This is a genomic window from Bacillus sp. AF62 (assembly GCF_050312695.1).
Classification (GTDB): Bacteria; Bacillota; Bacilli; order Bacillales; family Bacillaceae_G; genus Bacillus_A; species Bacillus_A cereus.
This window is the reverse complement of the sequence record NZ_JBNPJZ010000045.1, coordinates 14,751-38,685: the sequence shown is the minus strand read 5'-3', so window position 1 is coordinate 38,685 and position 23,935 is coordinate 14,751. Positions and strand designations below refer to the sequence as shown.

Genomic DNA, 23,935 nt, shown 5'->3' with positions numbered 1-23,935 from the left:
AACATATCGTTACGACTATTTCTTTTCTATTCTTATTCTATTCACTTTACAAATTTGCCTGCTGTTCTATTGTCGAGAAAAAATTATTTGGTCCAAATATATTTTGCTTCGGAATAATATGTTCCACTGCAAACACTGTTACTTCTCCTCTTTGCACTTCTCCAATAATGAGACCAAATATTTCATGATTTACTGCAAACGTCGGTTGCTTTGTTTGTAGCAATCTTGCAGCATTATGAAATACCGCTTCATATAGTGGATTTCTATCAGTAATTTCTTTTCGGATTTTTGGCGCTAACGTAATGATAATTTCTTTTCCGTCAATAGTGGTTCGATACATAAAAATCTCCCCTTCAATCTTATGTGAACAACTGTAAAGCTTTGTATGCAAAATGTATAGAGTAACCTACTAAAATAATACCTGCTCCAGCTGTTATGTAGCCAAGTGCTTTTGGTTTTAATAAAGTTCTTCCAAAATGTACAGAAAAAGCAATATTTAAATTCCATAAAATAATGCCAGCAATAATGCAAAGACTGTACAAAAAAGCTTCTTGTTTCGTTACCTTCGTAAGTAATGAGCTAAGTGTACTTCCGTATATACCAAACCAAAAAACAAGATTTAATGGATTGGATATCGCAATTAAAAATCCTGCCATAAACGATTGTTTAAGGCCACCTACCTCTTCTTTTTTATATTCCATATTCGAGTGGAAAATTCCTTGTTTTACACTTTGAAATCCTAAATAAAATAACAAGAAAAAACCCGTGCAATACATGAAGGCTTGTACATATGTATACATAAACACAGAAGATAAACCGAAATAAATGAGTAACATAAATAAAACATCTGCAGTCATTCCACCAATTCCAACAACCCAAGCATGCCAAAACCCACGTTCAATTCCTCGTTTTAACATTTCAATATTAATCGGCCCTACTGGTGCAGCTAATGAAATACCTAATACGATTTGCTGTATAATTGCTCCAAACATCGCTCTATCCTTTCTACTCTCTTTATTACTAGTTAATGATATAATTTGAAAAAATAGACTAGCTTTCATAATAAAATACCCTTTTTTATCCAAAATATACAAAAGAGCCATCTAGGTGATGGCTCTTACTTTTTTATCTTATGAAGAAACGGGCATTTCCCTTTTATTGGTTCTACATCGTCTCCTATGAAATATTGTTTCCATTCACGATGCTCTGGGTCACCATAATGACTAATGTTAGGATGTTTCGGCAATTGATCCCACTTTTCAACTCGCTCACGGACCATTTGTCTTGAATATGCTCCTTTAGGACGATCTCCCTCTAATCCATCAAAAATAGTGCGTGGCTGAAACCCAATAACGAGAGCATTCCCTAAATGTCTAGTTTTTCGTTGTTTATAAGCTGGCGCATTTCCAAATGCGAATATTGGCTCACCACCAAATGAAAATTCCCATAAATAATGGTCTGGCTCTTCAGGAATTTGCTTTGGCCATGCTTGATCATCGTTTTCATGCAAATACTGTAGCACTTTCCAAAAATAATCGCGGTAATATTCGAGTGATTGTTCTTCACATTCCGGTTCTATAAAAAGGAAAAAGCCCCTTCTTACAATCGGCCTCTCTTTCATTAACTCTAAAAAAGATAACATTGTATGCGGCAAATGACTCCAATCATTATGAGAAAGAAATGAATAACGAAGTTCATTCTTTTTCAAAGCTGTTAAACCGAAATAACATGGAAAAGTTGGTTCTAACACGACACTTGAAAAAATCTCAAATTCTTTTGCAACCCAATCCGGTATGTCGGTTCTCGTTCTTATTCCTTCATTATCTAATAAATAAGACTTATTCATTCTTTCACCTCATTATGTATAGCATTCAATTAAGAATATTACATACTCGGCCTGTCCTATACCTATTTAAAAATTTGACTGAAAAATTATTTAAAAATACAAAAAATAAAATCGCTTACTTGACTAAATTCTCCCAATTCGTGTATATTTAAATTAATCATTTAGCAGAATATTCAAGAATATAGCATTTTTAGTTTATATTATTTTTTAAATGAATTTCACTAAATGAAAATAGTAAACGCTTTTAGGAGGAATTATAACATGCAAGGAAAAGTAAAATGGTTTAACAACGAAAAAGGTTTTGGATTTATCGAAATGGAAGGCGCTGACGATGTATTCGTACATTTCTCTGCTATTCAAGGAGACGGCTACAAAGCTTTAGAAGAAGGTCAAGAAGTATCTTTCGACATTACTGAAGGTAACCGCGGACCTCAAGCTGCTAACGTAGTAAAACTTTAATCCAACATATAACAGGAGGTTACCTTACTTGGTAACCTCCTTTATTATTCCTTTGTATATTTCCGTTTTACAGAGCAAAAACTATGTGAAATGCGCAATATACAAAGGAGGCAGTAACAATGGGATCAGAAGTAAATGATTTTGAAGAAGTAAAATTCCGTGTAGAAACAGCACAAAAAATGGTAGGATCAGCAACAATTTCAATGGATCCAGATACATTAGAGCATGCTACTACTGCAGTAGAAGCAGCTCGCTCACAGCTTGAAATTATGAAATCTGTTGCAGTAGATTTAGATGAACCATTTTTAATGAACGAGGAAAAGAAACTAAGCAAATGCGAGCAGCAATTAAACGAAGCAAAGCACTAAAAAACATCCAGAGAATTTTCTCTGGATGTTTTTTTATGACAACTGTTCTCCATACTTTTTCAATGTTTCTCCAACTGTACATTGTCTTATACAAAATGAATGAGCATAATATTTACTATTTGTCTTTCGATTATGTTCTCGCAAGAAACATCCTTCACAATATGTTTCTAATAAGTCATTTACCTCTGTAATGAGTTGCTTTTTATCCACCTTTGCACCTCTCTATTCGGTTATTTCTTTATGACTATCAATGACTGTCCCTTCTAATGCTTGCGTTGCTAATTGATGTGCTTCTTTATTTTGTTTTCTAGATATCGGTTCACATACAAGTTTTAATTTCATTTGCTTCGCCTTTTGTTCAATTTGATCTAAATAATGGTTTAAATGCTCATCATAACAAGGCCATTCTCCGGCTAATTGCTGCAGTACCACTTGTGAGTCTCCGCGAAGTGTAACTGCTTCATACTTAATCCCTAGTTCCTCGAGTATATTCATACCGTATAATAATGATGCATATTCCGCTTCATTATTATCATATATACCTTCTATATATGCATTGCGGCGAATGCGGTAGTTTGTATTTCCTTTTTTATAATACACACATATACCAACGCCAGCTTCTTTCGTTTGCACATCATACCCCCCATCAAAATAAACTAGTATTTCTTGGGGCTCTTCCTCTACTTGCTTACTTAACTTTTTCATCTCTTTTAATGACCATTCTGCGTCCATTTCATCGTAAAATAAAAGTTCCTTAGCTCTTCCTGTTTTCTCAAAATCCTCTGCAAATTGAAGTACTTCTTCTATGTTCATATACTCTGTTGTTAATTCCGTCTGCAATCCACGCTTCGTTTTATACAACCAATGAATTTTATATTTCATACTACATTCCCCTTATGTAAGACTTCTTATATATATCCGGCTAATTGAAGCCTCACTTTATTTTATTATATTTTATCTAGAGTCACAGCATTATATTCAATATGATTACATACAAAAAGAGCTATCCCTATAGGAATAGCTCTTTCATCTATTACATAAATCTTTCAAATTGTACTCGCTTATTAATCCAGTACATTACAGGCATACCAATCGCCATGACAACAAATTCACCAATTGCACAAGTTAACCAAGACAACATAAATGGTAAACCCAATGCAAGATGAAGTTCAATTGCAATCATAAACATTGTAATTGTAAAGATAACTGTATTAAAAATCATACGAGCCCAAACACCTTTAATAAATCGCATAGAAATAATCGTTGCAACTAACGCAAGAATAGATTGCCCTACTCCAAATACTAAATCGTAAGCGATCATAGGTGAGAAAAAGAGATTCGTTAAAAATACACCTAATACAATTCCGTAAATTGCTTTCTTGTTAAATACAACGAGATGATTAAACATCTCTGAAATACGAAATTGTACATTCGTAAAGCCAAATGGCTGAATAAGCATAGAAACAGCAATATATAATGCCGCTAAAATACCATTACCGACTAAAGTTCTAATATTCATGACAAAATCTCCTTAGTTTTTTTACGTGGGATGGTTTCGAACCACGTTATTCGTTTTTTAAGCAACAAGATTATATTTTACGTGGTAGCCCCTCTTTCGTCAATAGATTCCTATCATAAACTACCTTTTTCCTTTTAGACAACGTATAATGAAACATATGAAAGATTTAGGAGGTTTCACTTCATGACAGCAACAATTCAAAATGAAAAAGTGATCGTTTCCATTTCTGACAAAGGTGCAGAATTACAGAGCGTTCGCTTAAAAGAAGACAACACAGAATATTTATGGCAAGGTGATTCTACTTATTGGGGACGCCGTGCACCAATTTTGTTCCCAATTGTCGGCCGATTAGTAGATAATACATACTACGTAGACGGTAAACCATATTCATTAACACAACACGGTTTCGCTCGTGATCTTACTTTCTCTGTGAAAGAACAAAGCGAAACAAAAATCACTTATATCGTTACTAGTAATGAAGAAACATTAAAAAAATACCCATACGAATTCGAATTACTCGTTTCTTATGAGCTAAATGGACAAAGCGTTCATATAACATATGAAGTAAACAATCCTACTTCAAAAGAGATGTTCTTCTCAATCGGAGCACATCCTGGCTTCAACTTCCCTTTATTGGACGGTGAATCATTTACAGATTATCATTTATCGTTTAATGGTTCGGAACGCTTAGAAACAAGCGTATTAGAAGGACCTTATCTTTCAAACAAAAAGCAATTAATCGCTGAAAATACAACTGAATTGCCACTTACATATGATTTATTCAAAAATGATGCGCTTATTTTTGAAAATATGAATACGAATGAAATTTCGATTCGTTCTCATAAACATAATAAATTTGTAAAAGTAGAATTTGATGGCTTCCCATTTGTCGGCGTATGGACACCAGGGGATAACGCACCTTTCTTATGTATTGAACCTTGGTATGGAATCGCTGATGAAATAAATCCAGCAAAAGATTTCAAGGACAAAAAGGGAATTCAATCTTTACAAGCGAATGAAACATTTACATGTCGTTATAGCATCACAATCGGATAACTACTCTATCCCCTACTTCAAAAAGCATTTAAGTAGGGGATAATCTTATAATTTGGAGGTTTCTCATTTTGATTGAAGTATATATTGATGGTGCATCAAAAGGAAATCCTGGTCCTTCTGGTGCAGGAGTGTTTATTAAAGGCGTTCAGCCACCTGTACAATTATCATTACCACTTGGAACAATGTCCAATCATGAAGCAGAATACCGCGCTTTACTTCTAGCATTAAAATATTGCATCGAGCATAATTATAGCACTGTCTCTTTTCGTACAGATTCCCAGCTTGTCGAACGGGCTGTTGAAAAGGAATACGCAAAAAATAAAATATTTGCACCTCTTTTAGATGAAGCGCTGCAGTACATAAAAAACTTCGATCTCTTTTTTATTAAGTGGATTCCAAGTAGTCAAAATAAAGTAGCTGATGAATTAGCTAGAAAAGCTATCTTACAAAATTAACGGGGGTATGAGTGTGAAAAAAGAGTGGATTGCTCCTCTTGCTTTATTATTTGTCTCTTTTATTTGGGGAGCTACGTTTGTTGTCGTTCAAAACGCTATGTCTTTCGTTGGTCCATTTACGTTTAATGGTATTCGCTTTTTATTCGCTGGAATTATTTTATTATTCGTTCAAATTATTTTCTCACAAAAAACTTCAAAACAAGATATAAAACATAGTAGCACGGCAGGGATAATCGTTGGTTTTTTCTTATTTGTCGGTTATTTATTGCAAACATTTGGCTTACTCTATACAACATCTTCAAAAGCAGGTTTCTTAACTGGGCTAAGCATTGTTATGGTCCCAATCTTATCATTTATCTTTTTAAAACAAAAAGCTACCATTTTCATCGTACTTGGTATTGCTGTAGCTACAACAGGTTTGTACTTATTAACAGCTGCTGATTCTTTCCAATTAAATATAGGAGATATACTTGTTCTCGGTTGTGCAGTCGCTTTCGCTGCCCATATTCTTATTAACGGCTTCTTTTCTAAAAAAATATCACCTTTATTATTAAGCACATCTCAAGTATTAGCTGTTGGTATATTTTCTTCTATTTGCGCTTTCTTGTTTGAAGATTGGGAAAAGTTATTTTCAGTATCACTATGGACGAATCAATCCTTTTTATTCGCACTCTTTCTAACTGCCCTGTTTGCAACATCTATTGCTTTTTTCATTCAAACCTCGGCACAAAAACACACTTCTCCAACGAGAGTAGCAATTATTTTCGCAATGGAGCCCGTTTTTGCTGCCTTAACAGGCGTTCTCGTTGCAAATGAACAACTTTCTATTTCTGCTATTATCGGATGTCTATGTATTTTCCTAGGCATGATTTTTGTTGAATTACCTTCCAAAACAAAAAAAGAAGCGCAGGCTGCGTGAAGTTACGCTTGTAACTTCCGCATAAAAGCCTTAGCGCTTTTTTTATCTGTAATTTCTTCTTCTTTCAATCGTTCTAATAACGCAACGAAATAACTACCATCAAACTGCAATTGATGTTTAATTGTCGCTTCTATTGCTGCGTTCACAATCCCATCAGACGCACCAGTATATCCTTGTCCGAACATAATAAACCCTTGCGCTTCCTCTGATAATTTAAATCCTTTCGTATGTAAGAATGAAAGATAATCTTCTACTGTTTGCATGTTATTCCCACCTACTCAAAAATTCTCCATCTCCTATCATACATGTTTTTACACACTATGAGAATGAAATTTCTTTGACAACTTTGTAAATCAATCTTCTACTTCGCTTACAATGGAGGATTTTCTAACAATCTGAAGAAATATGTAAAGTGGAACTTATTTCATATTAAAGGGGAGACACGATGAAACAAGCACTATTAATTATCGACGCTCAACAAGAATTAATTGATGGAAATGAGCAAGAAAATGCAGTTTTTCGTAAAACCGAGCTATTATCTACACTAAATATAGCACTGCAGAAAGCAATAGATTCAAATGCTCTTATTGTTTTCGTAAGAGATATCGATGTTGCTTCTGGTAGTGGCGAAGGATTTGAAGTACATAATCAAATTCAAGTACCCCAATCTGCAATCCTTATTAATAAAGCAGCAACCAATTCATTCTACGGCACTTCTTTACTTGAACTTTTAAAAGAAGAAAACATTAATCATATTGTTATAGGCGGATGTAAAACAGAACATTGTATCGACACTGCCGTTAGGACAGCAACTGTACAAGGATTTGACGTTACATTAATTAAAAACGGGCATTCAACAACTGATTCTAACGTATTGTCTGCAGAACAAATTATTGGTCATCACAATAAAACTTTACACGGTCATTATAACGTTGATAATTTTTCTATGGTGAGAGATATCGAGGAAGACCTCTTTCAGCCAACTCATGACCAATATCGTGATTAAATTGGATAAAGTGAAACTTTAATCAGTGGTGGTTTGTTGATCCCCCACCTAACTTCTTTGCTTCCGCTGAATTTTTTGGGTGGGAGTCTTACTGCCCGGCAAATAGCGGGATAAAAAAAGAATCCTTCATTTAAAAGGATTCTTTTTTTATCCAAAAATTTGCGCTGCAATACTATATAGTTCACCATTTCTTTTTAATAACCGATTACTATTTTTCATCATAATTGGTGGTGTATTCACCTTTTTAAAACCAGCAATCTCTAATTCTTTCATAAAATCGTTCTTTCCTTCTGGTACATCCATTCTTAATTTTCCATTATGCCCTCTTGCTAAATCATGTACTATTCTCATTGCCATCGCATTATTTTTAGCAACGACTGGTCCTATTATTTTATTTTCTGGCGTTTGTATACTCAAACCATATCCTAGTACATTTTGTTCCTTATCTTTCACAACATTGCATTGTTCACTTTGCATAATCCTTTTCTTTAAAAACACCTTTCGATTTGTTCCAAACGCATTTTCATCTATTTTTATTATTTTTTCTAAATCACACTCTTCATAATTCATCATATAATCTTCATTTTCTATACAATGATTATTCGCATTGTACGAGTTACATATATATTTAGAAACATAGCTTACTTCCCTGAATCCTAACTTTTCGTATAAAGGCTTTCCCTCATCCGTAGCAATCAACATAATGGGAGTATGAGCTAGTACACTCTTAATACATGAATCTGTTATCATCTTTCCAATTCCTCTTCCCTTATAATCTGGATGTACAATTACCATTCCGATAGATGCCAACGCCTCCCCATATAATATTATTGCTGCGCTAGCAATAAGTTCCTTTCTCTCATTCCATACGCCGTATACAATACCTGAGTTAAAAATTGTTTCAACTTCTTCCCTGTTATAATCCCAACCAATATAAGAAGATAATGGTACAATATCGCCTATTTGTTCTTCCCTAAGACGCTCCAACCTAATTTCTAATTCACTCATACTCCATCCCCTTATCTAGACATTTAAATCATTATTACGAAATCAACTTGTACATGTTTCCATTTATTTGTCACACACATATGTTATTTTGACCAAGACTATATTGTAAATGAGGTGACAACATGCCCATTACGAATCGATTTTCTACCACCACTAACGGCGCACTCGCTATTACAGGAAATACTTTAGGCTTAAGTAAAATTAGTAATCAAAACCGTGCTGGTACAATCGGGGCAATTGGTGCATTCGCAACTACGAATACTGCTTTACAAGTAACTACTTTTCCTGCTGGTACAACGTTAAACTATACACAAAATAGTTCTACCGCTATTTTAAATATCCCTGCTGGTAGTACTATTCTTTACGCAGAACTCGTTTGGGGTGGAAACTATTTATCTCGTGATCAAAACATTACGAGTGTATTAGGAAACCCAGTTTCTTTTACAACACCTATTTCAACATACTCGATTACTCCTTCAGCTGTTACGGCTTCAAATCAAACTTTCGTTTCAAACTCTATTACATTTGGCTTTTACACTCGTTCAGCAGACGTAACAACTCTTATTCAAGGGGGAGGTGCTGGTTCCTATACTACAGGAGCGGTTCCTGGACTTGTAGATCCTATAGATGCTTCTAATGGAACAATTAATTCGGCTGGATGGACGCTTATCGTCGCTTATCAAAACGGGACATTGCCAGCAAGAAACTTAACCATTTATGTAGCTGGTAACCGTGTTTCTGCAGAAACTGGTAGTGCCGATGTATCTGTTTCTGGATTTTTAACACCTTCAGGAGGACCAGTAAGCGGGAGATTATTTTTAAGTTCTACCGAAGGAGATGCAGATTTAACCGGGGATCAAGCTTTATTTGGACCAAATTTCAGTTCATTAAATGCTTTATCTGGACCAAACAATGCTATAAATAATTTCTTTGGTTCTCAAGTTAATAATGCTGCAGGAAACTTAGATACAACTGGGACATTTGGAACGCGAAATCAAAGTGCTTCTACAAGTACAAACATTTCCGCAGGAAGACAGGGCTGGGATATTACTTCTATTGATATTTCTCCTTATTTAACAAACTCACAAGTATCCGCTGCAATCCGTTTAACTACTAACGGAGATGCATATATGTTAAATACAGTCGGCTTACAAATTAATATAAACTCCCCTAATATACAAGCAACGAAAAGCGTAAATAAAAGTGTTGCTGCAATTGGAGATATTCTCACTTATACAGTTACTATCCCTAACACCGGGCTTCTTCCTGCCAATAACGCTATTTTTATAGATAGTCTCCCTAATGGTACTTCTTTTATACCCGGCACTGTAACAGTAGATAACGTACCACAAACAAATGCAAATCCTGCGGCTGGTATATCTCTTGGAACAATTAATAATGGTGCTTCTCGTATAGTAACTTTCCAAGCTACTGTCGTTTCTCTTCCAAGTCAAAACCCTATCTCTAACACTGCTAATATTACATTTCAATATACACCAATCGCCGGAGGAACAACTTTTAATGGTCTTGCAACAAGTAACTCTGCTGGAACACAAATTAACCTTGCAGATATTAATGGAACAAAATCAGTTAACAAACTTTTTACCGATATTGGTGAAACATTAACTTACAGTATTGCCTTAGCTAATATAGGAAATATCGCTGCAACGAATGTGATATATACGGATCCGATTCCTAGCGGGACTACTTTCATTCCAGGGAGTGTAACTGTGAACGGAGTTACTCAAGCTGGCGTAAATCCCGCTAATGGTATAACAATTGGTTCAATTGCCGCAAATTCCACTACTACTATTTCATTCCAAGTGCTCGTTCCTTCTATCCCTCAAACAAACCCAATATTAAATAGTGGAACAACAACATATCAATACATTCCTGTACCAAATCAACCTGCAGTAAGTGGGACTGATACGACCAATATCGTATCTACTCAAGTGAATAACGCGACTGTAACAATGGCAAAAGCAGTAGATAAAAATTTCGCAGATATTGGTGATACACTAACGTACACCGTTTCCTTTACAGGTACAGGTAATACAAATGCGAACAATGTTATTTTTACAGATGTCATCCCTACTGGAACAACTTTCGTTCTAAACAGTTTAACAATAGATGGCACGACACAAGTGGGCGCAAACCCTGCTACCGGCGTGAACATTGGATCCATCCCAAGCGGCACAATAAAAAATATTGCATTTCAAGTAGTAGTAAATACAATACCCGCGTCAAATGTCGTATCTAACGGATCAAGCGCTTCTTATCAATATACCGTCAACCCTAGCCAATCTCCCGTTACAAAAAACATTTCTTCTAATCTCGTTTCCACTCAAATTAACAATGCGAATGTAACATTAACAAAATCAACTAACAAACAATTTGCCACAATTGGCGAAACGATAAGTTATACAATCCTTATTACAAACAGTGGAAATGCAGCCGCTAATAACGTTCAACTAACAGATCCACTTCCAAACGGTACGATATTGACTCTTGGTACTGTAACACTAAACGGAGTTTTGCAGAATGTAGATTCTCTCGTTGCTTTACCTATCGGCACAATTCCTGGTGGAGCTACTTTTACCTTATCCTTTCAAGTAACAGTCATTAACATTACTGCCCAAAACCCTATTATTAATAACGCTTTCGCCTCTTATATTTACACTGTAAATCCAAGTTTGCCACCGACTTCAAAAACAGCAAATTCTAATTCTGTTACATCAACAATTAGACTAGCAAATCTCCATGTTAATAAATCTGTAGATAAAACGTTTGCGGAAGTTGGCGATGTATTAACTTACACCTTTGCTCTTACTAACGATGGAAATGTTGCAGCGAACAATATATTACTATCTGATTCAATTGCGAACGGAACCGCCTTTATCCCAAACAGCGTTATAGTTAACAGTGTTACTCAGCCAGGCGTTACACCAGCTAGCATCAATATTGGTAGCATCAATGCTAATACTACAATTACAGCTTCATTCCAAGTAGTAATAACTAGCATTCCAAATCCAAATCCTATTTCAAATAGCGCTTCCATCTCCTATAACTTTATCGTTGATCCAAACGCTTTACCTGTAAGTAAGAACACTACTTCAACTACTACATTTACTCAAGTAAACGATGCAAATGTCATTTCAGCCAAAACAGTGGATCGAGCGTTCGCTACCGTAGGGGATACATTAACTTATACTGTTACTTTGACGAATGCAGGAAGTGTTTCTGCTGATAGCCCTACTTTCGTAGATACGAATCCAGACGGTACTACCTTTATTCCAAACACTTTTCTTATTAATGGTGTACTTCAAAATAACGCAGATCCAAATATAGGTGTTCCACTACCTTCCATTGCTGCTAACGGTTCACTTACCGTCTCTTATCAAGTAACCGTCACCTCTTTACCAACACAAAATCCAACATTAAATTCATCTAGTACACAGTATAGCTTTATTCTAAATCCGGGCGATCCACCAACTATAGAAACATCTGTAAGTAACACTGTAAGTACACAAATTAATTTAGCAAATGTTGTTATTGTCAAAGAAGTAGATTTAACTATCACCGACGTCGGGCAACCAATCACATATACAATTTCTTTAGCTAATCTTGGCAATACTACAGCAAATAATGTTATTGTTACCGATATAATCCCTAATGGCTCCACTATCGTACCAAATAGTATTTTTATAGGTGGTACTTTACAACAAGGTGCAGACCCTAGTACCGGTCTTCAAGTCGGCTCCATTCCTTCAGGTGGTTTTACAACGATTGTTTTTCAAATAAGTGCAAATGGGCTACCTTCACCAAACCCAATTCAAAACAGCGCTTCACTTCAATATAGCTTTATCGCTGATCCAAACTTACCTGCTCTCGTTAGAAACGCTGCTAGCAATATAGTAACTACACAAATTAATACTGCTAATATCGTTGCTACAAAACTCACAAGCACAAACTTCGCTGATGTTGGTGATGTCATACTATATGCAACTATTTTAACAAATAACGGGAATATCCCTGCTGCTAATGTAACGTTTACAGATATCATTCCAGCGGGTACCCTCTTCATTCCTAATACTGTAACGATTAATAATGTCCCTGTAGCTAACGCAAATCCTGCCACCGGCATTTCAATTGGTACGATAGGAGCGAATTCATCACGCACCGTTGCATTTCAAGTTTTTGTACCAACTATCCCTGCTGTAAACCCAATTACAAATCAATCAGGCACAACATTCCAATATACGTATGATCCATCCAAACCTGCTGTGATGCAGATGGTTGCTTCTAACACTGTACAGACAACTATTAATAACGCCTCAATTGCCGCTACTAAATCTGCAGATAAACAGTTTGCTAACGTAAATGATATTATTACGTACACGACTACTTTAACGAATAATGGGAACACACTTGCATCAAATGTAATATTTACAGATGTAATTCCAAACGGGACATCGTTTATTCCTAATAGTGTTACTGTAAATGGGAATACACTGCCTAATGTCAATCCAGCAAGCGGAATTGCAATCGACCCAATAAATCCGAATGCAAATACAATCATCTCATTCCAAGTACAAGTAAATTCTATCCCGAATCCAAATCCAATCCCAAACCAAAGTAATACAACGTACCAGTATGTCGTAGATCCTAACTTACCTCCAGCATCCGCCAATACGTTAAGTAACGTAATAACAACTCAAATTAATAACGCTACTATTGTCGCTACTAAGTCTGTGAATACACCGACAGCTGCAATTGGTGATATTGTTACTTATACGATTGCAGTAACAAATACAGGTAATATCCCTGCTAGTGCAACTGTTTTAACAGATGGGCTTGGCGCAGGAGCTTCATTTATCCAAAACTCCGTAACGATCAATAATGTTCCACAACCAGGATTAGATCCATCACTTGGTGTTCACTTGGCAGATATTTCGCCAGGAGATACTGTATTCATTACTTTTCAAGCACAAATTTTAGCGATACCACCTAGTAGCACATTAACAAATAATGCTCTTGTAAATTATGAATATACCGTGAATCCAAACCAATCTCCTGCTGTTGGTAGCACCGTAACAAATACAACAGTTACACCAATTATTGACGCTACTTTAGTAATAAATAAAAGCGCTAGTACAACTTTCGCTACAATTGGTGATACAATTACATTCACTTCAGCTGTTACAAACAACGGAAATACTACTGCGAACAACATTATTTTTACTGATACAATTCCAAACGGTACTACCTTTATCCCAAATAGCTTTAAGATAAATGGTGTAACCGTTCCGAATGCAAATCCACAAAACGGTATCAATATTGGTAACTTGAATTCAAATGCATCTGCTACACTCAGTTTTCAAGTAAACATTACAACACTTCCAAATCCTAATCCAATCCCGAATAAATCATCGCTTCAATATAGCTTTATTGTAGATATAAATGAACCGCCAGTTTCACGAACAGTTCAATCTAATAAAACCTTTACACAAGTAAATACTGCTTCTGTTATCGCAACAAAAACTGCAAGCAGTGCTTTTGCTGCTGTTGGAGATACAATTACGTATACAACTACCCTCATCAATAGCGGAAATACTACCGCAAACACACCTGTTTTTATCGATATATTACCACCTGAACTTTCATTCGTTCCTGATAGCATACAAATTAATACCATCCCACAACTTGGATTTAGACCAGATAGCGGGATTTCTTTAGACTCAATTCCAGTTGGAGGAACGACAACAATTAGCTTTCAAGCTATCGTTGGCTCAATACCAGTTACAAATCCAACTTTGAACCAGTCTAGCACGACATACTCGATCATTGTTGATCCTACCCAGCCGCCGGTGACAGAAACAGCTACAAGTAATCCAACTTTAGTTCAAATTAACGAAGCGATTATTCAAGCAACGAAAAGTGTGGATCGGCTATTTTCTGACATAGCACCTGGAAATTCATTTTTAACGTATACAGTTTTATTAGAAAATGTAGGAAACACAACTGCTACGAATATCATTTTTACAGATCCGATTCCAAATAACGCAGTATTTATAGAAGATAGCGTTCGAGTAGGCGGAGTTTTATTACCTGGAGTAAATCCAGCGAACGGGATACCAATTGGGGATATTATTGCAGGAGATTTTATAAATGTTACCTTCCGTGTGCAAGTAGTTAGCATTCCAAATCCAATTTTCACAATTGGACCAGGCGGACCAAACTCACCGGTTGTAAACGGCGCTTCTATTGATTATAAATTTATGACAGGACCTAATTTACCACTTGTTTCACGAAATACGACATCTAATTCTGTTTCGACACAAATAAATTCTGGGGAAATTGTGGCAATCAAATCTGTAGATAAAACTTTCGCAACGATTGGTGATACAATTTCTTATACAATTACATTAAGTAACCCTGGAAATGTCACTTCACAAAATATAATTTTCACGGATACTTTACCTGATGGGACGACATTCATATCTGGCACTCTTACAAACGATTCTGGTACACAGCAAATCGGAAATCCATCTAACGGGATTCAGATTGGAAATATAAACCCAAATGGAACAGCCGTGATTACTCTCAACGTACTTGTTACAAACATTCCAAGTATAAATCCAATTTCTAATTTTAGTTCTGTACAATTTGCACATGTAGTTGATCCTAGCCAACCTGCCGTAACACAAACGAACGTATCTAATGCTGTTTCGACAACAATTAATAGTGCAATATTAACGACCAAAAAAAGCGTTGATAAATCTATCATTTCTGTTGGAGATACGATTACGTATACAACAACTATTACAAATACAGGAAATACGACTGCAACGAATATAACGTTCACGAGCGCAATTCCAGCTAACACTACCTTTATACCAAACTCAGTCAAAATAAATGGGGTTCAGCAATCTGGTGCGCAACCAGCACTTGGAGTAACTATACCAAATATCGCTCCTGGTAAAACAGTAACCGTTACTTTCCAAGCAAATGTTCTTTCTGTTCCCCCTTCAAGTTCAATTATGGGTAATGACACAATTTTATATTCTTATACTGTCGATCCAAACGGAACTCCTATTACAACTTCTACTTCCACGAATATCGTTACAAACCCGGTACTAGATGCTATGATAACGATGGTAAAATCGGTCGATCAAACAATTGTTACACTAGGTGATACTATTACCTATACAACCATTTTAACGAATAATGGCAATACAAATGCAACTAATATTACTTTCACTGATCTTATTCCAGACGGCACAACTTTCATTCCGAATAGTGTCACAATCAATGGCAGTACACACATCGGACTCGATCCTAATACAGGTATAACAATCGGATCAATTGCTCCTAACAACTCAATATCTATCGCATTCCAAGTTACTGCTACTTCTACACCAAACCAAAATCCTGTAGCCAATTCCGCTACTGCTTCTTACACATTTATCGCTGATCCAAATGCACCGATTGTTTCAAGAAACGTTACTTCAAACACAGTGTTTACTACGATTAATACAGCTAACATTCTTTCATTAAAACAAGTCGATAAATCCTTTAGTCGTATTGGAGACACACTCACTTATACTGTCGTTTTAACAAACAATGGAAACTCATCTGCACAAAATGTTATATTTACAGATACAGTGCCAAGCGTCACTACATTTATTGCAAACACATTTTCTATTAATGGAGTTCCTCAAAGTGGGGCGGATCCATCGAACGGTGTGAATATTGGGACAATAACAGCCGGGACTACAGTAACAGTTTCGTTCCAAGTTACTGTAACATCATTACCAAACCAAAACCCAATTGTAAATTTCTCATCAACATCGTATCAATTAGTCTCACCACCTGATGCAGAAACTTCAATTAGTAATCCTGTTTCAACCCAAATTAACGAAGCAATATTGTCTATGACGAAAAATGAAAGTGTATCCTTTGCAGATATCGGGCAAACTGCTTTTTATACTACTTCTATTACCAATGTAGGCAATACCGATGCAACTAATATTGTATTCACAGATACATTACCAAGTGGACTCACATTTGTTCCTAACACATTAACTGTCGATGGCGTTTTACAACCTAACGCGGATCCAAATACAGGTGTATTACTTGCAACACTTCCACCAAATGAAATATATAGTATCGTCTTTCAAGTTACAGTAAACAATATTCCCCCTAATAACCCAGCACCAAATACAGCATCAACGACGTATGAATTTACTGTTGATCCTGTTAATCCTCCCGTTTCAAGTGCAACTACTTCCAACACTACACTCCTTCAAATAAACAACGCAACTATTATTAGTACCAAAACAGCAAACCTTACTTTTGCGGATGTTGGTAATACAATAACATTTACACTTAACCTTCCTAATACCGGAAATGTGACCGCAACTGATGTAACTATTATCGATATTCTTGATAGCAATTTAAGTTTCGTTCCAAATAGTTTCACAGCTAATGGGCAAACCATTCCAAACGCCGATTTATCAACTGGTGTAAATATTGGTTCCATTAATGGTGGTAATACGGCAATCGTTACATTCCAAGCAACTGTTATTACACTTCCAACACTTAATCCCATTTCTAACTCTGCTTCTACCACATATCATTATGTCGTTGATCCTAGCCAGCCACTTATTACAACTTCCAATCAATCTAATACAACGACAACACAAATTAATAGCGCTATCCTTACTGCACAAAAAAATTCAAATGTATCTACGGTAGATATCGGGCAGGATATTACCTACACCGTTACAATTACAAATAGCGGAAATGTGAGTGCAACGAATGTTATTTTTACCGACCTTATTCCAGACGGAACTTCCTTTGAACCGAATAGCTTTACACTGAACGGAACTAGCATCCCAAATGCAGATATCATTACAGGCGTTCCAATCGGTGATATCGCGCCAAACGAATCTGTCATCGTAGCATTTAACATTATCGCCAATGAAATTCCGCCTATAAATCCAATTACTAATCAAGCTAGCGTTAGCTTTCAACATATCGTTAATCCAGCTAATCCTCCAGTTTCAAAAAATATTATTTCTAACAACGTTACAACAAAAATTGAAAGTGCTATTTTAAATACTATTAAAATAGGAGATAAAACTTTTGCAACGATTGGCGATACGATTACGTATGCAACGACTATTACGAACACAGGCAATATTCCTGCTAACAACGCTATATTCTCAGACCCTTTACCATCGTGGACACAATTTGTTGCAGGATCAGTTATTGTTGATGGCACTCCATTACCATCCGCTTCGGTTATTAACGGTGTTGGCATAAATACAATCAATCCAAATCAAACTGTTACAATCATATTCCAAGTACAAATCGTAAGTAATCCAACAACGTTCACACCTGAACTCCAAAACTTAGGATTTGTTAACTTCCAATATAACGTAGGCAATGCATTACTGGCTCAACCTGGCAATGTGGAAACGAATGTCTTCGTTACTTCTATTAATACAGCAATACTTTCAGCTGTAAAAACTGCTAATACAGCCTTTGCAAATATTGGAGATACGATCACTTATACAGTTTTGATTCAAAATAGCGGCAATACAAACGCTACGAATGTAAATTTCTCAGACCCAGTTCCAGCAGGAACAACCTTTGTTGAAAATAGTTTTGCTGTAAATGGGAGTACAATTCCAGGTGCAAATCCAAATAACGGAGTGAATATCGGAACAATTAGCTCGGATAGTTCCTTAACCGTTACTTTCCAAGTCATAGTTACATCAACTCCACCTTCAAATCCGATTACAAACGTAGCATCTATTCAATACACATTCATCGTTGATCCGGCCTCTCCTCCTGTTACAGGCACGATAAATTCTAATAGCGCTTCAACACAAATTAATAACGCGACTGTTACAACTGTTTTACAAGCAAATCGTTCAATTGTGTCTATCAGGGATGTAATTACGTATACAGCAACATTAACGAATACTGGAAACTTCCCTGCAAACTCTGTTTTACTCATTAACGGAGTTCCTGAAGGAGCATTATTTGTTCCAAATAGTGTTACGCTCAACGGGATTTCACTTCCAGATGCAAGTCCAACTCTCGGTATTCCCGTTGGTATTATCGCACCAGGTGATTCCGCTACTATTACATTCCAATTTCTTGCAAGTTCTATTCCACCACAAGGAGCAATTATAAATCAAGCACTTACAAGTTACACGTATATTGTCGATCCAAGTCAACCTCCTGTTACAGCAACATCCTCGACTAATACGGTTAATACAGCTGTTGTTGATGCATCGTTATCCGTAATTAAAAGTACAGATTCTCTCGTACAATCTACTGACGGTACAATCACTTACACAGTAGTCGTTCAAAATAACGGAAATACTACTGCAAATACAGTTACTTTAACAGATTTGGTCCCCGAAGGAACTGCCTTTATTCCGAATAGCGTAACTATTAATAGCGTTTCCGTTCCAGATGCTGATCCTAACGTAGGAATACCATTAAACTCCATCACACCGTCAGAAATCGTCACTGTAACATTCCAGGTTATCGTTCAATCTATTCCAAGCGTGAACCCAATTTCTAATACAGCCCGTATTGACTACACTTTTATCGCCGATCCAACTGCTCCTATCATCTCTCGAACAATTACGTCTAATCCTGCTTTCACACAAATTTCGGATGCGACTATCCTTTCTTTAAAAGCAGTCAATGCACAGCAAGCAACAACAGGTGATATTTTGACTTACACAATAACACTAGAAAATACCGGAAATATTCCAGCTACTAATCTCATATTTTCAGATACTATTCCCCAAAATACTACATTCGTAGAAAATAGTTTTACACTTAATGGAACAACTATACTTGGTGCCAATCCAAATGTAGGTGTTACTTTGCCTACCCTAGTAGCAAACGCTACTCATCTTATTTCGTTCCAAATTCTTATTAACGATTCATTCTCGCAAGAATCGATTACAAATCAATCCAATACAACATATACAATCCAACCAGACCCAGGGCAACCGCCTATTAGTGAAACATCTACTAGTAATATCGTCATTACAAATTTCGTGCAAGCACAATTGACAATTACAAAAACATCCAATCCAACAACTGTAGATATCGGTGGAACTATACTTTATATTTCTGAAGTGAAAAATATCGGTAATGTTGACGCAATAAATATTGATTTCACAGATTCTATTCCAACTGGGACTACATTCGTTCCCGATAGTGTCACAATTAACGGTGTCCTTCAGCCAGGTGTAAATCCTGAAAACGGAATACCAATTGGAACAATTCCAGCAAACAGTTCCAAAACGATACTATTTCAAGTGCAAACAAATAATCCACCGAATGAAACTGAAATTGTAAATCAATCTTCAGCAACTTACCAATATGTAAGTATTCCTACAGCCCCACCAGTAAATCGCTCTGCAAATTCTAACATTGTTACAACATCACTTCAAAATGCAAATATTATTTCTGTTAAAAGTGCGGATGTAAATTTCGTATCAATCGGGCAAATGATTACCTACACAAATACACTTCAAAATATAGGAACCGTTCCGGCTAACAATATCGTGTTCATTGATAACATTCCAGAAGGTACTATATTCATTGAAGATAGCTTAGCAATAAATAATGTAATTCAACCTGGCGTGAATCCTGAAAACGGAGTAACTCTCGGCACGATACAACCAAATGAAACAGTCACTATTTCATTCCAAGTACAACTTACAAATATACCAGAGGGCAATACAGTCATTAATATTTCAGACACTTCGTACGAATACCAAATTGACCCTAGTTCTCCAATTATTCAGCGTAGATCGTTATCAAATGCAGTAAATACTGAAGTGCGAACGGCAAATGTTAGTGCAATTAAATCCGCTAACAGATCCATTACACGTATCGGTCAAATCATCACATATACAGTCGCAGTTACAAACGCCGGTACAATACCTATTACAAATACTCTCCTACTTGACGCAATTGCTTCTGGCACCACATTCGTTCCAAATAGCATTCTTGTAGATGGCGTACCAAGACCTAACGAAAATCCAATTACCGGTATCAATCTTGATATAATTCTTCCAAATAATACGATTATTGTTACGTTCCAAGTAAGCGTAGTTTCTATACCGCCACAAAATAACATTAATAATATCGCCGTCATTCACTATGAGTATCGACCAGACCCAAGCACACCACCAATTTCAGAAACGACCTCTTCCAATGCTACAAACATACAATTTATTGATGCTATTCTTATTGCTACAAAATCTGCTAATACTGTATTAGCTACTATTGATGAAACCATTGAATATACAGTATTCATTCAAAATAATGGATCGGCTACAACTAACTCCATCTTTTTTACAGATACTATAGCAGATGGAACAGTATTTATTCCAGGAAGTGTAATAGTTAATAATACTGTACTTCCTGCAGCAGATCCGAATATCGGCTTTTCCATTCCTAATGTCGCAGCAGGTCAAATGGCTACAATAACATTCCAAGTTTCCGTTACGAATTTACCTACTGTAAATCCAACACCTAATACTGCAAACATCGCCTACGACTTTATTTTCAATCCTGACTTTGCACCAATTCAAAAATCTACTACTTCCAATACTACTTTCGTTCAAATTAATGATGCTGATATCGTTTCACTTAAAACTGTTGATTTAACCTCTGTAACGATTGGTGACATTTTAACTTATACAACAACTTTAACGAATACAGGGAATACGGATGCCACTGCTGTTGTATTTACAGACAATATACCTGATGGAACAACCTTTATTGGCGGTAGCGTTTTAGTAAATAACATTCCTCAGCTTAACGCCAACCCAAGTGTAGGTATACTTGTGGGAACGATTGCTCCTAACATTTCTATCCCAGTCACATTTTCTGTTACCGTCGTAGCTCTTCCTGCTAGCGGTCATGTTCAAAATCAATCAACTTCTCGTTATACAATAAACGTGGAAGAACAAATATCGACTAGCAATATTACCTTCACTGAAGTTATTTCCGCTAATGTAATTGCGACAAAAACAACACCTATCCAATATGCTGACTTACAAACTATCATCCCTTATACAATTTCCATCATAAATAACGGAAATATACAAGTCGAAAACATTATTGTTACAGATATTATCCCGGCAAATACGAGCTTTATAGAGAATAGTGTTATCGTGAACGGCAACGCTCGGCCAAATGACAACCCTCTTAACGGTATACAAATTGATACCATTCCACCTAATACGACAGCAACCATTCTATTCCAAGTACGGGTTACTTCGATTCCACAAACAAATCCAATCACTAACACGAGTACAATTGAATATGAATACACGGTACCAGATCGACCACCTATTACCGAAACTATTATTTCATCAGCTGCCGCAACAGAAATTAATCACGCAAATTTGAATAGTAATAAAGCTGTTGACCTTGCATTTGCAACGGTTGGTGATACGTTAACGTATACGATTACACTAAATCAAACCGGTAATGTTGCAGTAAATGATGTAATCATTCAAGATATTATTCCTCAAGGTACTACGTTTATAGAAAATAGCGTCATTGTAAACGGAGAAACTCTTCCAGGAGTGAATCCAGTAAGCGGCATACCAATTGGTACTATAATTGTAGGTGGAGACGCTATCGTTTCATTCCAAGTAACTGTGACTTCTATTCCAACACCAAATGAACTAAACAACAACGCAATTACTACTTTTAACTATATAGTCAACCCAAATAACGTACCTGTTACAAATACGACTACAACAAACACCGTCACAACTACTGTCCAAAATGATAATGTCATTGCGATAAAAGCTGTTGATTTCACAAGTGCCTTACCCGGTCAAACTTTAACGTATACCATCACGATTACTAATAATGGTAATATCATTATCGAAGACCTTCTTTTAGTAGACACAGCACCAGCAGATACGACATTTGTTATTGGTAGTGTTACGATTAATGGAATCAATCAACCTAATGCGAATCCGGAAAATGGTATTACGTTAGGAAATCTTGCTCCAAATGAATCTGTTATTATTACATTCCAAGTGACAATTTCTTCTTCTACTCTTCAATCTACAATCAATAACGATGCTACTATTTCCTATACGCCTATTGTCGGTCCAATCCAATCACCTATCACGATTACAAAGCAAATAAATACAGTTACAAAGCAAACAAATACAGTTACAAAGCAAACAAATACAGTTACAACGACAGTCGTTGATCCGATGGTTGACATTGAAAAAACAGCTGACAAATCTATTGTCGTTATAGGAGATATCATTACATTCACATTAGCGGTATTTAATCACTCCCCAATTCCGACAATCAGTACTTCTGTTATAGACACAATTCCAGCTGGTACAACATTTATAGAAAACAGCGTAACAATTAACGGTACTCCCGTTCCAAATGTTCGTCCAGACACTGGTATTAATATCGGCTCTTTACCTGCAGATTCAGTAGCAACTATAACATTTCAAGTTCTCGTAACTTCTATTCCTTCAAACAGTACAATTATAAATTCTGCAACAGTTACCGCTGCCTTTCAATTGACACCACAGGATCCAATTATTACTTTCATTGTTAATTCAAATATCGTTCGTATACCAATTCAATTTATAACTGTAACAGTCACGAAAAATGCTTCCGTCAGCTCAGCTTATTTAAATCAATATTTTGATTACACGGTACGCATTACAAATACTTCCAAAATTTCACTCTCAAATATTTCTTTACAAGATACCATTCCAGCAGGTTTACAATTTATAAACGGCACTGTCTTTATTAACGGTGAACGCTCTCCACTAGCGAATCCGAATATCGGTTTCCTAGTTGCCACTAATTTGGAACCAAACGAAACAATTATCGTATTATTCACAGTACAAGTAATAAGTCCACCTGTTAATAATGAATTTAAAAATACGGCCAATATTTCGTTACAACTTCAAGTCTCGCCTACCGACCCACCAATTACAGTAACCGTTACAAGTAACGAAAACATCGTCACTTTTGTTCCAGAAAATCCAGATGAAACACTTCCAAATTTAAATTGCTTCTTTGACGGTGAACGCTTCATTCGCATTACTCCTCGAAATGTACGAAATTACCTTTGGACTTGGATTTGGTGGAAGTAATTGAAACAAAAAAGAGATTGTAGTTTGGTTGAAACCAAATTACAATCTCTTTTTCATTACCTATATCCCACTACGTTGTAACTCGTCCAAGGATATACAATT

15 protein-coding genes and 1 riboswitch are annotated in these 23,935 nt (G+C 36.1%); of the genes, 7 read left to right on the top strand and 8 right to left on the bottom strand.

The features are described from left to right. Positions 1–46: 46 nt before the first annotated feature. From ACQRBL_RS07805 to ACQRBL_RS07795, 3 genes are read right to left on the bottom strand one after another with little or no spacing between them, the layout of a single operon-like run. A complete protein-coding gene (locus ACQRBL_RS07805) occupies positions 47–340 on the bottom strand; it encodes a hypothetical protein (protein WP_000286361.1) in 294 nt (97 codons plus the stop codon). A 19-nt stretch (positions 341–359) separates the two neighbouring features. After that, a complete protein-coding gene (locus ACQRBL_RS07800) occupies positions 360–1,103 on the bottom strand; it encodes a LysE family transporter (protein ID WP_113304022.1) in 744 nt (247 codons plus the stop codon). Between the two features lie 14 nt (positions 1,104–1,117). Next, positions 1,118–1,846 carry a YqcI/YcgG family protein gene (locus ACQRBL_RS07795; RefSeq protein WP_063546956.1) on the bottom strand — a complete coding sequence of 243 codons (729 nt, stop codon included), beginning with the start codon at positions 1,844–1,846 and terminating at the stop codon, positions 1,118–1,120. Between the two features lie 261 nt (positions 1,847–2,107). On the opposite strand from ACQRBL_RS07795, the gene cspB reads away from it, so the two are divergent. Together cspB and ACQRBL_RS07785 are read left to right on the top strand one after the other, a co-directional pair. After that, the gene (gene cspB, locus ACQRBL_RS07790) at positions 2,108–2,305 is read left to right on the top strand and encodes a cold shock-like protein CspB (RefSeq protein WP_001161731.1); all 198 of its coding nucleotides are present in this window, start codon (positions 2,108–2,110) and stop codon (positions 2,303–2,305) included. A gap of 119 nt (positions 2,306–2,424) precedes the next feature. Continuing rightward, positions 2,425–2,673: a DUF2564 family protein gene (locus tag ACQRBL_RS07785; RefSeq protein WP_000534400.1), complete on the top strand. Its 249-nt coding sequence runs from the start codon at positions 2,425–2,427 to the stop codon at positions 2,671–2,673. 33 nt (positions 2,674–2,706) lie between these two features. Here ACQRBL_RS07785 and ACQRBL_RS07780 read toward each other — a convergent pair whose 3' ends face one another. From ACQRBL_RS07780 to ACQRBL_RS07770, 3 genes are all read right to left on the bottom strand, one after another. Further along, a complete protein-coding gene (locus tag ACQRBL_RS07780; RefSeq protein ID WP_000358801.1) occupies positions 2,707–2,883 on the bottom strand; it encodes a zinc-finger domain-containing protein in 177 nt (58 codons plus the stop codon). A gap of 12 nt (positions 2,884–2,895) precedes the next feature. Then, positions 2,896–3,555 carry a ribonuclease H family protein gene (locus tag ACQRBL_RS07775; RefSeq protein WP_000875548.1) on the bottom strand — a complete coding sequence of 220 codons (660 nt, stop codon included), beginning with the start codon at positions 3,553–3,555 and terminating at the stop codon, positions 2,896–2,898. 151 nt (positions 3,556–3,706) lie between these two features. After that, positions 3,707–4,192 (bottom strand): QueT transporter family protein, encoded by a 486-nt coding sequence (locus tag ACQRBL_RS07770; RefSeq protein WP_001026474.1) that lies wholly within the window; start codon positions 4,190–4,192, stop codon positions 3,707–3,709. Between the two features lie 6 nt (positions 4,193–4,198). Continuing rightward, positions 4,199–4,243: riboswitch (PreQ1 riboswitch) on the bottom strand. Between the two features lie 132 nt (positions 4,244–4,375). On the opposite strand from ACQRBL_RS07770, the gene ACQRBL_RS07765 reads away from it, so the two are divergent. The 3 genes from ACQRBL_RS07765 (at position 4,376) to ACQRBL_RS07755 (ending at position 6,622) form a co-directional block, all read left to right on the top strand. Continuing rightward, a complete protein-coding gene (locus ACQRBL_RS07765) occupies positions 4,376–5,248 on the top strand; it encodes an aldose 1-epimerase family protein (protein WP_023521584.1) in 873 nt (290 codons plus the stop codon). Between the two features lie 68 nt (positions 5,249–5,316). Next, on the top strand, positions 5,317–5,703 hold the full coding sequence (locus ACQRBL_RS07760; protein WP_000573877.1) for a reverse transcriptase-like protein: 387 nt from the start codon (positions 5,317–5,319) through the stop codon (positions 5,701–5,703). Positions 5,704–5,716: 13 nt separating this feature from the next. Next, complete coding sequence (locus ACQRBL_RS07755; RefSeq protein WP_000712599.1) at positions 5,717–6,622, top strand: DMT family transporter; 906 nt, start codon at positions 5,717–5,719, stop codon at positions 6,620–6,622. Between the two features lie 2 nt (positions 6,623–6,624). On the opposite strand, the gene ACQRBL_RS07750 is transcribed toward ACQRBL_RS07755, so the two are convergent. After that, entirely contained in the window at positions 6,625–6,885 is a 261-nt protein-coding gene (locus ACQRBL_RS07750; protein WP_001195212.1) for a DUF6123 family protein, read from the bottom strand. Between the two features lie 182 nt (positions 6,886–7,067). Here ACQRBL_RS07750 and ACQRBL_RS07745 point away from each other — a divergent pair, with 182 nt between their 5' ends. Continuing rightward, positions 7,068–7,628 (top strand): cysteine hydrolase family protein, encoded by a 561-nt coding sequence (locus ACQRBL_RS07745; protein WP_000806310.1) that lies wholly within the window; start codon positions 7,068–7,070, stop codon positions 7,626–7,628. A gap of 147 nt (positions 7,629–7,775) precedes the next feature. Here the strand turns inward: ACQRBL_RS07745 and ACQRBL_RS07740 are convergent, their stop codons facing one another. Continuing rightward, the gene (locus ACQRBL_RS07740) at positions 7,776–8,636 is read right to left on the bottom strand and encodes a GNAT family N-acetyltransferase (RefSeq protein ID WP_071730814.1); all 861 of its coding nucleotides are present in this window, start codon (positions 8,634–8,636) and stop codon (positions 7,776–7,778) included. A 122-nt stretch (positions 8,637–8,758) separates the two neighbouring features. Here ACQRBL_RS07740 and ACQRBL_RS07735 point away from each other — a divergent pair, with 122 nt between their 5' ends. Next, positions 8,759–23,833, top strand: a complete 15,075-nt coding sequence (locus ACQRBL_RS07735; protein ID WP_411996288.1) for a DUF7507 domain-containing protein — start codon at positions 8,759–8,761, stop codon at positions 23,831–23,833. Positions 23,834–23,935 lie beyond the last annotated feature (102 nt).

Bases quoted from the DNA above. Each gene is read 5' to 3' on its own strand.
- ACQRBL_RS07805 (WP_000286361.1), bottom strand. From the start codon at position 340: ATGTATCGAACCACTATTGACGGAAAAGAAATTATCATTACGTTAGCG.
- ACQRBL_RS07800 (WP_113304022.1), bottom strand. From the start codon at position 1,103: ATGGCTCTTTTGTATATTTTGGATAAAAAAGGGTATTTTATTATGAAA.
- ACQRBL_RS07795 (WP_063546956.1), bottom strand. From the start codon at position 1,846: ATGAATAAGTCTTATTTATTAGATAATGAAGGAATAAGAACGAGAACC.
- cspB (WP_001161731.1), top strand. From the start codon at position 2,108: ATGCAAGGAAAAGTAAAATGGTTTAACAACGAAAAAGGTTTTGGATTT.
- ACQRBL_RS07785 (WP_000534400.1), top strand. From the start codon at position 2,425: ATGGGATCAGAAGTAAATGATTTTGAAGAAGTAAAATTCCGTGTAGAA.
- ACQRBL_RS07775 (WP_000875548.1), bottom strand. From the start codon at position 3,555: ATGAAATATAAAATTCATTGGTTGTATAAAACGAAGCGTGGATTGCAG.
- ACQRBL_RS07770 (WP_001026474.1), bottom strand. From the start codon at position 4,192: ATGAATATTAGAACTTTAGTCGGTAATGGTATTTTAGCGGCATTATAT.
- ACQRBL_RS07765 (WP_023521584.1), top strand. From the start codon at position 4,376: ATGACAGCAACAATTCAAAATGAAAAAGTGATCGTTTCCATTTCTGAC.
- ACQRBL_RS07750 (WP_001195212.1), bottom strand. From the start codon at position 6,885: ATGCAAACAGTAGAAGATTATCTTTCATTCTTACATACGAAAGGATTT.
- ACQRBL_RS07745 (WP_000806310.1), top strand. From the start codon at position 7,068: ATGAAACAAGCACTATTAATTATCGACGCTCAACAAGAATTAATTGAT.
- ACQRBL_RS07740 (WP_071730814.1), bottom strand. From the start codon at position 8,636: ATGAGTGAATTAGAAATTAGGTTGGAGCGTCTTAGGGAAGAACAAATA.
- ACQRBL_RS07735 (WP_411996288.1), top strand. From the start codon at position 8,759: ATGCCCATTACGAATCGATTTTCTACCACCACTAACGGCGCACTCGCT.